Source organism: Lutibacter sp., assembly GCF_046055765.1.
Taxonomy (GTDB): Bacteria; Bacteroidota; Bacteroidia; order Flavobacteriales; family Flavobacteriaceae; genus Lutibacter.
The window spans coordinates 15,654-27,182 of the sequence record NZ_JASFZF010000093.1; the positions used below are offsets into that span (position 1 = coordinate 15,654).

Here is an 11,529-nt window from a genome sequence, read left to right on the forward strand (position 1 = left end):
TGTAAAGAAATAAAACTTTTAATCACTAATATGTACATCTTAAGTGTGTAGTTTTTATTCTGTATTGTTTTTGTTTTCAACATATTCATTAATAAAATCCTCGTAGGTATGCATTAATTGAATCTCACTGTTTAATACATTATTTAAATAAAGGCTAACTAATTTCTTACTTTCCTCTGAATCAACAAAAAGGTTTGGATACACAAAATCCATAAGTTTTTCCATTTTCGTATCAATAATTCTTGAAATAGACTGCATTCTAATGAGACTAGACATCATCTCAAAATCAACTGAATTAAGCTGATTGTTTTTATAAAATTCCAAACCTAAATTATTCAGCGTGGCAACTGGTAATCCTCCTCCTTTTTCAACAATCAAGTCACTTATTGTAATATGGTCAGCACTATGTTTGTTAATTGTATCTAGCAATCTGGTCTGGCTTTCAATAATATTTTTCAAAATAGAGTTATTTACTTCAACTTCATTTTTTACTGTTTCGATTGAGGAATTATAATAATCTCTTGCTTGATTATTTTCTTTAAAATTACTTATTATTAATGCAATCAAAACACCAATTGTAACTATTGTAAGTTCTTTTAGGTAGGATTTAATCTCTTTCATTCTAAAATTTGTTTTCATAATATTAACCAATAATAAAAATATTTAATCGTTAGAATTCCCCGACGCAAGCGTCGGGTGTAGCGTAAAGATATGTAATTTTGGCATTATGAGTGAGCATATTCATAAGAGTCATAATAAAAGTTTGTTGTTGTATCATTTAGTTTGTCCTATAAAATATAGAAGAAAGGTTTTGACGACAGAAGTTTCTCAAACGTTACGAAATATATGTTTAGAAATATCGGCACGTTATGAAATACATTTTTTAGAAATAGGATGTGATGACGACCATGTTCATTTTTTGATTCAAAGCATTCCTATGATGTCTACTAAAAAAATAGCAAATACGATTAAGAGTTTGACAGCAAGAGAAATTTTCAGGTTACACCCAGAAGTAAAAAGCCTTTTATGGGGAGGAAAGCTTTGGACAAGTGGTTATTATATTAACACAGTTGGTCAATATGGAAATGAGGAAGTTATTAAGAAATATGTACAAGGACAAGGAAATAATCAAAACTATGAAAAGATACATACTTCACAGTTGAAGTTGTTTTGATACCTCGTACCCTTGGGTCGAGGTAGTTCATTATTCTCTTTGTTCTTATAAATTCCTAAACTTTTTGAGTTGTCGCACTATATTTTTAAATTTTCATTTCTCAGCGATAATTGAGACTAACGTCAAATTTTGTTGTTGATATTCAGTGTTTTATATTTTTCTCAAATCTACTCTTTTTCTCTAATTTTTCTGACCGCACATTGTCGTTAGCAAGAGAAATTAATTTCGATTTCGTGATGTGGGGAATTACACACAACGGTTTAGAGCATGAAAAGTTGCGAGTTTGAAGTCGGAATTTTCATAGCTTTTTATTAAGGTTTAAATTTAGTTTAATTTTTTCTATTAATCAAAAACAAGCTATTTTTTATGCGCATCTTAAGTTTGTAATCTATTAATTTTAGGTTATTAATCAGAAAGAAAAAAAAAGAGCAGTAAGGTTAATTATAACAGTTTTCTTATCCCTATAAATACAAATATCATAAGCGAATAATAAATAAAAAATGGAATGATATATACTTTCCAACCTAAAACTAACATAGTGGCAATAATTAGCAATTGAAAGCCTAGACCAAAAGTTGAAATTGCTGTCATTAACCAATTTGGTGAAGGATTACTTTGAGATGCCTTTTTGTCTAAAGCATAAATTATTTTGTCGAAACTTCCGTAAAGTATTTTGTAAATGAAAAAAAAGATAGTAACTGTTCGTTGTTTTTCTCCAGTTAAAGCAATTGGAGTGCTATCTTCAAAAACTCGACTTGTAGTATCGCCATTATATTTATTTCTAAGAATTACATAGTAATAATTGTATAAAGTACCTTGAAGCTGTATTCCAAAAAAAGCAATCATAGCATAAATAAAAGAAGTGTTCGTTATGTACCAAAGTGCAATAAAAATTATAAAATTTAAAATAATATCAGCAATTGAATCAAAATAGCGACCGGTGTAGGAAGGTATTTTTTTAATACGAGCCAATTCACCATCTGCAGCATCTAAAATTGATTTTAAAATTAAGAAAAAAGCAGCAGTCCAAAAATGATGATATAAAATACAATAAACTGAAATTAATCCTGAAATAATAAAACCAATAGTGACATGAATTGGAGTAAGCGATGTGTTTTTTATTGAGTTGGCAATAATTTTTGCTGGAAATCTCCCATAATCTGAAAGGTCGAGAAATTTATATTCTTTAGGTAGTTTAGACATTGTGCTTTTTTTACTGAGCATTTTTAATAACTTAGTTTCCTAAACTTTAAAACAGCACATGTTGTAATAATTGTAAATATATATTTTATTTACTAACTAAGCATCATCTTTGCTTTTATGAGCGCCTCATATAGTAGGTCAATCTCTTCAAAAGTGTTGTAAAAAGAAAAGGAAGCCCTAATGGTACCTGGAATATTATAAAAATCCATAATTGGTTGTGCACAATGGTGACCTGTTCTAACAGCAATTCCTAATTTATCTATAATACTTCCAATATCAAAAGGATGAATTTTGCCAATATTAAATGAAATTACGGCTGTTTTATTTTTAGAAGTACCATAAATTCTTAAGTCTTCAATTTCTAATAATTTTTTTGTTGCGTATACTAATAAATTTTCTTCATAAGTAGCAATGTTATCAAACCCTAAATTGTTCAAATAATCTATTGCAACACCAAACGCAATTACACCTGCAATATTTGGTGTTCCAGCTTCAAATTTATGAGGTAAATCAGCATACGTAGTTTTTTCAAATGTCACTTTTTTAATCATTTCTCCACCACCTTGATATGGCGGTAGTTTATTTAACCACTCTTCTTTTCCGTATAGAATACCAACTCCGGTAGGACCACATAATTTGTGTGCAGATGCCACATAAAAATCTACATCTAATTCTTGTAAATCAGGTTTAATATGTGGACAAGATTGTGCACCATCAATTAAAACAGCAGCACCAATTTTGTGTGCTTTGTCTATAATTTCTTTTACAGGATTTATAGTTCCCAATGCATTTGAAACGTGATTTACAAATACTAGTTTTGTTTTGTTTGAAAGTAATTTATCATACACATCCATTTGTAATTCTCCTTCATTGGTCATAGGAATTACTTTTAAAATTGCTCCTGTACGTTCACATAACATTTGCCAAGGAACAATATTTGAATGATGTTCAAGAGCTGAAACTATAATTTCATCTCCTTTTTTTAATAGTGAAGTAAAACCAGTTGCAACTATATTTATGCTATGTGTAGTACCTGCAGTAAAAATTATTTCATAGGCTTTTTTTGTATTGAAATGTTGTTGAAACTTTATTCTAGCTTCTTCATAAGCAGTTGTAGCTTTTTGACTTAATGTATGAACTCCTCTATGAATATTAGAATTAAAAGTTGAATAATAAGTTACAATGCTATCAATTACAACTTGTGGTTTTTGGCTTGTAGCCGCGTTATCTAAATAAACTAATGGTTTACCGTTTATTGTTTCATTTAAAATTGGAAAATCGGCACGAACTTTTTTAATATCTATCATTATCTATTTTAGAATGATTCTAAATGCAAAAGTACAAAAATGAGTGTATTTTTTATAGAAATTATGAAGTTGTTTTTTTATAATAAGATAAATTTACAATTGGTATTCATAACACTTTTAATAAATTTTTAATTTTTGAAACCAATTACCAACCAAACTTAAATTTAATGTGAGTTTATGGAAATTTTCTTGTATTAATCCCTTAGATGTAGTTCCTTCTCTCCCATAAGAATAGTTTATATTTATGATTGATGAAAATCTATTTTTGGAGGTTGGGAGCCCAATACCTAAAGAAAAACTGTAATTGTTAATATCTTGGTTGGAGATGTTTAAATAGCCTGAATCATAATTTGCACCAACTCTATATTTTACGTTGTTCCAATAACTAGTTAGATTTGCGGAAGGTTTAAATTCAAAGCCAATTCCATAAATCGATTGGTCTTTGTACGACGAATTATTGTCAAATTGGTTTGAATCAGCCCAATAATTTTTTCTGTAATCTACATTTACCAACAGATTTTTATTGATTTGTGAACTTATCCCAACTCCAATTTTTAAGGGTAAATTAAAGTCGTCTGCGTTTTGGTTGAACTCACTTGAAATTATCGCATTAGATTTTGTTCCAACAGAAGCTTCGGCAGCACGTAAAACAGTTGGTAAATTAATCGTTGTGCCAAGCGTGGTTTTGGTTCCTAATAAATTGTTTAAAGAATACTGTATTCCAGCATTTACACCAAAACTAAAGTAAACATTTTTATCGTTTAAATATGTTGTGTTCTCTCCCATAAGAACCCATTGTTCCTGATTTATTGATCCAAATAAACCAACAAGTTCAACACCAATTGACAAGTTGCTTTTTAGTTTAAATCCATTACTCCAATACAATTTGTTTAGTCCTCCAGAACCATTAATACTTGTAAAGAAAGTTTCGGTAGAGCCTTCGATTGGGTTTTCAATATCAATATCGTATCCAACTTTACTATATGGCATTAAACCAACACTCATTCCCCAGTTTTTGGTAACTGGAAACGCTAAAACCAAATGAGAAAAATTAAAATTATTATTAGTTTGGCTTATTTCATTAGTTTTAATATTAGAATAGGTTCCGTTAACACCAACTTCATATAAAAAAGAACCTAGAGGGATGTTTGCTAAATTTGCTGGATTAAAATTATTGATTTGTAGTGTTGTTTTTTGAGCCAAACCAGTATTTCCTAAAGCTGTAAATCCTCCAAATGAAGTTTTGTTTTCAACACCTATCCCGTATAAAGAATATGGAGAACTAGTGTCATTTTGTGCCCATAAAATTGTACTAATTAATAAAAGGACACCAATAATAAGTTTTTTAAGCATTATATTTTATTAATAGGTTAAATAACTGACCGTTAACTTCATTTTAAATTCTTCGACATTATTACCTTCTATTAGAATTCTATTTACAGTTTTATTGTAATCAGAAAATTGAAACATTAATGCATAGTTTAAAGTATAGGTAGCGTTTAAAATTTCTTCTATATAAAGACTTAAATCAACGGTATAAAAAGTTTTTTGATCAAACTCATTATTCTCTTTGTTGCTTAGTAAAGCACATGAATTAAGTTCTCTTATAATCCTATTTTTGTGATCTACAATATAGATGTTTAAAGATTCTTCTAGCTGGTTATTCTCATTATAGCTTCCTTTTAAAGGATAAAATAGAAGTTGCCCATCTAAAACAGTTCCATTTTCGGATAGTTTTTTTAAGTTTTCAAGATAAGGTATTTCAACTCGTGCCGATATGCCAGTTCCCCCTTGTGCATATATTAAATTATTAGTTAAGGAACTTGATATTGTGGTTTCATAAGTGTATAAACCTTCTAATTGTGTGTTCGAACGGTCGCTTTCTACGTGATTAAATTGTTGAGAAGCTTCCACATTTAAATTGAGTGTATAATCGTTATTTTCATTATCATCATCTTCAATAGTGTAATAAATACGCATGCCAGAATTTTTGCTCAAACCAGTTGAAGTAAATTGAAACCCTAATACATGACTGTCTAGAGTCATATCTGGAATAATAGTAACTCCATTAAAAAATTGCTCAAAATCATCGTAGTTGTTAATTTCATTATATTTTATTTTGTCAAAAATTTCTTTTCCCAAGTCATATTTTATTGGAATATAAAGTGAATCAGTATTTTTATGAGGCTTTGGAGTAAAACTTAATTCTCCCAATATTTCATTATCAAAAGGGAATGATGAGGTATTGAATAAGCTAACACCCTCATCAGGTTCAATTATTTTAGTAACACGATGTATCTTATAGTTTTGTGTTACCGTTGTATCACCGTAATAGTAAGTGTCATAATTTAACACAAAACCAATAGAATCAAATCTAGCAGAAGCATCAATATCAAAAGAGGTTGCCTGTAATTTTAAATAACTTTGCGAAGTTAAATGGCCTAAATTAGTATCAATTACACTTCCTACTAATATTCTGTTTGTATTTGAAGTTACAATTGAATCTAGCATAAATGTTCCACATTTTAGGGAAAAAGTATCAATGACTTTGATTGATATATCACTATCAACAAAATCCTCTCCAACTGGGTATGTTTTTAAATCATCATCACATGAAATAGATATGATGAAGCTTAAAAAAAGTAGTATAAAACTATTTCTCATTCTTGTTTTTTGTGTAAATGTATTTTAAAGAAATACGTTAAGTGTACTAAAATAGATGAGCATCTAAATTGTATCTACAAAAAAGTTAATAATATGTTAAAATGCTAATAATCAGTCAATTTACTATTTAATAGAGATTATTTAAACCTATGTAGATAAAAATGATTGATTTGTCTATTTCACTGTTTAGCACACATTTTTATTAAATATTTTTGAAGTCTAATTAGAAATTGATTTATGCGTTTTAGTGTAGTAGTAATTTTTTTAATGAGTGTTTTGAATGTAATGAATGCACAAAATTTAGAGTTGTTAAATGTTGAATTTAATTCAACTTTAAATGACGAGAACTCTATTGGATTCAAAAATACCGCTATTAAAATTAATTTCCCAGTAAAACTAAAAAAAGGTGTACTTCTAAATAGCTTGTCATTTTCAACTAATAAGATAGATTATAATTCTGAAATAAGTTTGAATACAAGTACTATTGAAAACTTTAAAACTATAAAATACGCTATAGGATTTTTAAATAACATTAATAAAACATGGAAGTTTAAAGCTCGAATAGCTCCAACAATATCTTCAAATTTTGACTCTAATATAACATCAAATGATGTTTTTATAAATGGGAGTTTGGTTTTTATGAAGGTAAATAATGGTAGTAAATTACGATTAGGGTTGGCATATAACTCAGGATTTGGTATGAACACCCCAATTCCTGTGTTAAGTTATTCAAGAAAAGTTTCAGATACCTTTTCATACACATTAGGAATGCCAGAAACCAAATTGGAGTATACTTTTTCAAAATATAATAAGCTGAATCTATATATAAAACCTAGAGGATTTTATTCAAATATAAGTAACAATATAATTCTTGATTCTTCGGAAGAAGCCGAAAAAGCAAAGTACACAACAGTTATATCAGGATTTAATTATTTACATCAAATTGATGATTTTTGGAATATATCTATAAATGCAGGGTATCAAATTTCATCAAAATACAATTTGTTAAATGGGAATGATAGTGTCTATGAATTTGAGACAAAAAATAATTTGTTTGTAGGCTTAAATTTAAAATTTGAATTATTAAATAAGAAAAATTAAAACAGAATAATATGAAATCAAAAAAAATGTATTTAAAAATAATTGCGGTGCTTTTTATGGTAACTATAATAGGTTGTTCAGATGATGATGATGATTATGGAAATTGGGTTGAAAGTTCAACTTTTGATGGTTATGCTAGAGGAAACTCAGTGGCATTTGTAATTGGAGACAAAGGATATTTAGTAACTGGATATGATGGTGATGATTATTTGTATGATACTTGGGAATATAATTCGGAAGGCGATTATTGGGTACAAAAGGCCGATTTTCCAGGGATTCCAAGAAGTGGTGCTGTTGGGTTTGCATTGAATGGGAAAGGATATATTGGAACAGGATATGACGGAGATAATGAATTAAAGGATTTTTGGCAATACGATCCTGTATTAGACCAATGGACTCAAAAAGCCGATTTTGCTGGGACTGCTCGTTATGGAGCTGTTGGATTTTCAGTGTCAGGTAAGGGATATATTGGTACTGGTTACGATGGTAGCGAGCTAAAAGATTTTTGGAGTTATAATGATGTTAGCGATACTTGGGAACTGTCTATTGGTTTTGGAGGAGAAAAGCGTAAAGATGCCACGGTATTTATAATTGGAGAGACTGCCTATTTAGGATCAGGAATTCATAATGGAGCCTATGAAAATGACTTTCACGCCTTTGATGGAGCAACAGAAATTTGGACTCGTTTAAGAGATTTGGATGATGAGGATGAAGATTATTCAATCTTATTAAGTAGTGGTGTTTCATTCTCATTAAATGGAAAAGGATATTTTGTGACAGGAGAAGCTGGAGGGTTAACAACTGTAAATTGGGAGTATGACCCTATAACCGATATATGGGAAGAACAACCTAATTATGAAGGAACGGCACGTCAAGACGCATCTGCATTTTCATTTAGTGATAAGGCCTTTGTTCTAATGGGAAGAAGTGGAAGTTATTATTTTGATGATATTTGGGAATATAGACCTGATGAAATTGTAGAAGACAATGATTAATTGTAGTTGATTGAGTTTTGATTTTTGTTTAAGGAGCTAAATATAATTTTATTTAGCTCCTAAACTTTAAATTAAATTCCCTAAACGGAATGAGCTTTAAATTTAAGGATGAACATGTTTGTAAGTAATCTTTACTAGATTTGTTTAAAATAAGAATAGTTTAATTGAAATTAAATTTAAAAAATATAAACCCGCTAATAATCCACATACTGTGTTGGTTAATAATTATCTTACTTATTTTAAGTACTCTTTATAATAAGTTTAATTATTTCCCTATTGATGACTTTTTTTATTACAGATTATTTTTAAACATTGCTATTTTTTATTTAAACTATAGTTTTCTGGTTCCCAAGTTGTTGCTAGATAAAAAAATTAGGCTATATGCATTTGTGTCTTTGGCTTTTATAATGTTTTTTATTTTTGTGTACCAAAACATTTTACCTTCAATACCTTTAATGGATGGATTTGGTAATCAACACGAATTGCTGAAGTTTGAAAATGAGTACAATGCTATAGAGTCAAAAAAAATATTTTTTCTAAGCTTTATTCAAGGAATAGTTATTTTTTTATTATTCGGAATTAGTTTAAGTATTAAATTATCTATAGAATGGTACAAAAATGAAAAAATTAAAAACTTAATTAAAACACAAAAGATAAATGCGGAATTGTCATTTTTAAAATCTCAGTTAAATCCACATTTTTTATTCAATACTTTAAACAGTATTTATTCATTGGCAAATAAAAAATCGGAAGCCACCACTGAAGCCATTATTACCTTATCTGAACTAATGCGCTATATGATTTATGAAACGGATAAAGAATTTGTGTCTTTACAAAAGGAAATAGATTATATTAAAAGTTATATTTCTCTACAAAATTTACGATTAAAAGATTCTAGTGGTGTAAAATTTAATGTTTATGGAAACTTAAATCAAAAAATTGAGCCTCTTCTGCTGATTTCATTTATTGAAAATGCTTTTAAATATGGAACTGACTATACAGGAAAAACAAACATTACTATTAAAATTATAGTTGAAGAAAGCAATTTAACATTGAGAGTAGATAACTATATTTCCTTAAAGGAAAAAAACAATCCAAATTCAGGATTTGGAATACAAAATATTGAAAGTAGATTGAATTTATTATATCCTAATTCCCATACGTTAAAAATTGAAGAATTAGAGAATTTGTATAAAGTAGAATTATTGTTAAAATTAAAAAATGATGAAATGTTTAATAATAGATGATGAACCGTTAGCAGTTGAATTATTAGAAGATTTTGTTTCTAAAGTTCCTGCTTTAAAGTTAGTTGCTTCTTGCTCCAATGCAATTGAAGCATCTACAATTCTGCAAACAAATGAAGTTGATTTAATTTTTACAGATATTGAAATGCCTGATTTTTCTGGAATTGAGTTTGTAAAATCATTAGATGTAAAGCCACTATTTATTTTCACTACGGCTTATTCGCATTATGCAGTTGAAGGGTTTAATTTAAATGCAGTAGATTATTTAGTAAAACCTATTCCTTTTCATAGGTTTTTGAAGGCTGTAAATAGGGCTCAAGAGCTTTATTTGTTAAAAAATGAAGAACCTAAACAAGTTGTACAAACTCAAAACTCTCCAAATTTTATTTTTGTCAAATCTGATTACGAAAACATCAAATTAAATTTTGAAGACATTAAATACTTTGAAGGATTAAAGGATTATATAAAAATATTTTCCACTTCACATAAGCCTATTTTAACCTTAAGTAATTTTAAAAAAATCGAAGAAAAATTACCAAGTGATGCATTTATACGTGTACATAGATCGTATATAGTTTCATTAAAGTATATCAATTCTGTTCAACGAAACAGAATACTTATAGACAATATTAGAATACCTATTGGTCAAAATTATAAAGATGAATTTATTAGAAGGATAGGAGGTTAATAAATTAAACAAGGCATAATTTTAATTTAAATCACATAAATTTTGTGCTTCAGAAAGTACTTTTCTAACTTTCACATCAGAAAACCCAATCTTTTTTAAAATAATAGAAGTTTCAAGGAGTTCTTTTGTTAAAATAACGTCATTCTCAATGAGTAATTTTTTTTCTCGCTTGGTTAATGATGTTAAAACGGTGATAGGATATAACCCAAATTCATCAATGTTATTTTTAATTCCATTATTTTTAGGATAATCCCAACTCAATAATAATAGCCCTGCACACTTAGCGTAGTTAATTGCATCTTCGGTAAATTTAGTATTGGTTACTATCCATCCTTGTTTTAAAAACGAAGTTTTTTGAGGGTTTTTATTCCATTGTTCTTGGATATCTAAAAATCTAGAATTAATATATAAGGGAATTTTTACATTGTTTGCATGATTAGGTTTTAAATGAAATTTACATTCTATCGCGTAAGTATAACTATCCTTTTCTGCTAAAACATCAATTTCGTGAGTTACACACTTACCAGGCAAAATAATACCAACCTTTGTTTTAAATCCCTTTTGCTTTAGTAAAGCACCAACCAGTCGTTCAAAAGGGTATCCTGTTGGACCCAAATCAAAAATGGCTTTTTTTAGGCTGAATTTTGAAGCGTGTAATCGGTTGTGTTTTTTGAGTAGTGAAAAGGCATTGCTGTAAATCTCTTTGGTACTAATACCATTATACAATTTAGGTTTAATACATTCAATAATTTTATGAGTCACTTCTGTAGAAGCACCGCTTCTTTGCAGCGAATTTTGAAGTTTTTGAAACGAAAAAGGTTCTAATTCTCCAGAATTTTTTTTAATGGTTATTATTTGATTACCCATATCTTTTTACTTTGTTAAGTATTCCTTAATTTGGTTTGTAATTATTTATTATCTCTCCAACATCAATTAAAAATATTGTCAAATATTGTGGATAAGTTTCCCGTCAGCCATTTCAATAATTCTATTTGATGCTTCAGCAAAATCATTATCATGGGTTACGGCAATAATGGTTTGCCCTAACTCTTGTGATAATTGATGAAATGTTTCAAGAACAATACTTGTATTTTTACTATCTAAATTACCAGTAGGCTCATCGCACATAATAATTTTGGGCTGGTTTATTAAA

The 11,529-nt window shown here is 28.6% G+C and carries 11 protein-coding genes and 1 pseudogene; 5 read left to right on the forward strand and 7 right to left on the reverse strand.

Annotation, left to right across the window (positions count from 1 at the left end; all coding sequences use genetic code 11):
* Positions 1-54 precede the first annotated feature (54 nt).
* Positions 55-621 (reverse strand): hypothetical protein, encoded by a 567-nt coding sequence (locus QM495_RS09070; RefSeq protein ID WP_408671788.1) that lies wholly within the window; start codon positions 619-621, stop codon positions 55-57.
* A 106-nt stretch (positions 622-727) separates the two neighbouring features.
* Between QM495_RS09070 and tnpA the strand changes: the two genes are divergently transcribed.
* A complete protein-coding gene (gene tnpA / locus QM495_RS09075; RefSeq protein ID WP_408671789.1) occupies positions 728-1,174 on the forward strand; it encodes an IS200/IS605 family transposase in 447 nt (148 codons plus the stop codon).
* Between the two features lie 441 nt (positions 1,175-1,615).
* On the opposite strand, the gene QM495_RS09080 is transcribed toward tnpA, so the two are convergent.
* The 4 genes from QM495_RS09080 to QM495_RS09095 all read right to left on the reverse strand — a co-directional run bounded on the left by QM495_RS09080 (position 1,616) and on the right by QM495_RS09095 (position 6,348).
* Positions 1,616-2,377 carry a CDP-alcohol phosphatidyltransferase family protein gene (locus tag QM495_RS09080; RefSeq protein WP_408671790.1) on the reverse strand — a complete coding sequence of 254 codons (762 nt, stop codon included), beginning with the start codon at positions 2,375-2,377 and terminating at the stop codon, positions 1,616-1,618.
* A 92-nt stretch (positions 2,378-2,469) separates the two neighbouring features.
* The gene (locus QM495_RS09085; RefSeq protein ID WP_408671791.1) at positions 2,470-3,684 is read right to left on the reverse strand and encodes an aminotransferase class V-fold PLP-dependent enzyme; all 1,215 of its coding nucleotides are present in this window, start codon (positions 3,682-3,684) and stop codon (positions 2,470-2,472) included.
* 117 nt (positions 3,685-3,801) lie between these two features.
* Positions 3,802-5,037, reverse strand: a complete 1,236-nt coding sequence (locus tag QM495_RS09090) for an OmpP1/FadL family transporter (RefSeq protein ID WP_408671792.1) — start codon at positions 5,035-5,037, stop codon at positions 3,802-3,804.
* Between the two features lie 9 nt (positions 5,038-5,046).
* Complete coding sequence (locus tag QM495_RS09095; RefSeq protein WP_408671793.1) at positions 5,047-6,348, reverse strand: hypothetical protein; 1,302 nt, start codon at positions 6,346-6,348, stop codon at positions 5,047-5,049.
* Between the two features lie 267 nt (positions 6,349-6,615).
* Here QM495_RS09095 and QM495_RS09100 point away from each other — a divergent pair, with 267 nt between their 5' ends.
* From QM495_RS09100 to QM495_RS09115, 4 genes are all read left to right on the forward strand, one after another.
* Positions 6,616-7,449 carry a DUF6268 family outer membrane beta-barrel protein gene (locus tag QM495_RS09100; protein ID WP_408671794.1) on the forward strand — a complete coding sequence of 278 codons (834 nt, stop codon included), beginning with the start codon at positions 6,616-6,618 and terminating at the stop codon, positions 7,447-7,449.
* A gap of 11 nt (positions 7,450-7,460) precedes the next feature.
* Complete coding sequence (locus QM495_RS09105) at positions 7,461-8,444, forward strand: Kelch repeat-containing protein (protein WP_408671795.1); 984 nt, start codon at positions 7,461-7,463, stop codon at positions 8,442-8,444.
* A 407-nt stretch (positions 8,445-8,851) separates the two neighbouring features.
* The gene (locus QM495_RS09110) at positions 8,852-9,691 is read left to right on the forward strand and encodes a sensor histidine kinase (protein WP_408671796.1); all 840 of its coding nucleotides are present in this window, start codon (positions 8,852-8,854) and stop codon (positions 9,689-9,691) included.
* On the forward strand, positions 9,666-10,376 hold the full coding sequence (locus tag QM495_RS09115; protein WP_408671797.1) for a LytR/AlgR family response regulator transcription factor: 711 nt from the start codon (positions 9,666-9,668) through the stop codon (positions 10,374-10,376). The genes QM495_RS09110 and QM495_RS09115 overlap by 26 nt, the downstream gene beginning before the upstream one ends.
* A gap of 21 nt (positions 10,377-10,397) precedes the next feature.
* Here the strand turns inward: QM495_RS09115 and QM495_RS09120 are convergent, their stop codons facing one another.
* A complete protein-coding gene (locus QM495_RS09120) occupies positions 10,398-11,243 on the reverse strand; it encodes an ATP cone domain-containing protein (RefSeq protein WP_408671798.1) in 846 nt (281 codons plus the stop codon).
* A 78-nt stretch (positions 11,244-11,321) separates the two neighbouring features.
* Positions 11,322-11,529, reverse strand: a pseudogene (locus QM495_RS09125) (ATP-binding protein); the annotation flags it as partial.

Coding starts and splice junctions, on each gene's coding strand:
- tnpA (WP_408671789.1), top strand. CDS start 728: ATGAGTGAGCATATTCATAAGAGTCATAATAAAAGTTTGTTGTTGTAT.
- QM495_RS09070 (WP_408671788.1), bottom strand. CDS start 621: ATGAAAGAGATTAAATCCTACCTAAAAGAACTTACAATAGTTACAATT.
- QM495_RS09085 (WP_408671791.1), bottom strand. CDS start 3,684: ATGATAGATATTAAAAAAGTTCGTGCCGATTTTCCAATTTTAAATGAA.
- QM495_RS09095 (WP_408671793.1), bottom strand. CDS start 6,348: ATGAGAAATAGTTTTATACTACTTTTTTTAAGCTTCATCATATCTATT.
- QM495_RS09105 (WP_408671795.1), top strand. CDS start 7,461: ATGAAATCAAAAAAAATGTATTTAAAAATAATTGCGGTGCTTTTTATG.
- QM495_RS09100 (WP_408671794.1), top strand. CDS start 6,616: ATGAGTGTTTTGAATGTAATGAATGCACAAAATTTAGAGTTGTTAAAT.
- QM495_RS09080 (WP_408671790.1), bottom strand. CDS start 2,377: ATGTCTAAACTACCTAAAGAATATAAATTTCTCGACCTTTCAGATTAT.
- QM495_RS09120 (WP_408671798.1), bottom strand. CDS start 11,243: ATGGGTAATCAAATAATAACCATTAAAAAAAATTCTGGAGAATTAGAA.
- QM495_RS09110 (WP_408671796.1), top strand. CDS start 8,852: ATGTTTTTTATTTTTGTGTACCAAAACATTTTACCTTCAATACCTTTA.
- QM495_RS09115 (WP_408671797.1), top strand. CDS start 9,666: ATGATGAAATGTTTAATAATAGATGATGAACCGTTAGCAGTTGAATTA.
- QM495_RS09090 (WP_408671792.1), bottom strand. CDS start 5,037: ATGCTTAAAAAACTTATTATTGGTGTCCTTTTATTAATTAGTACAATT.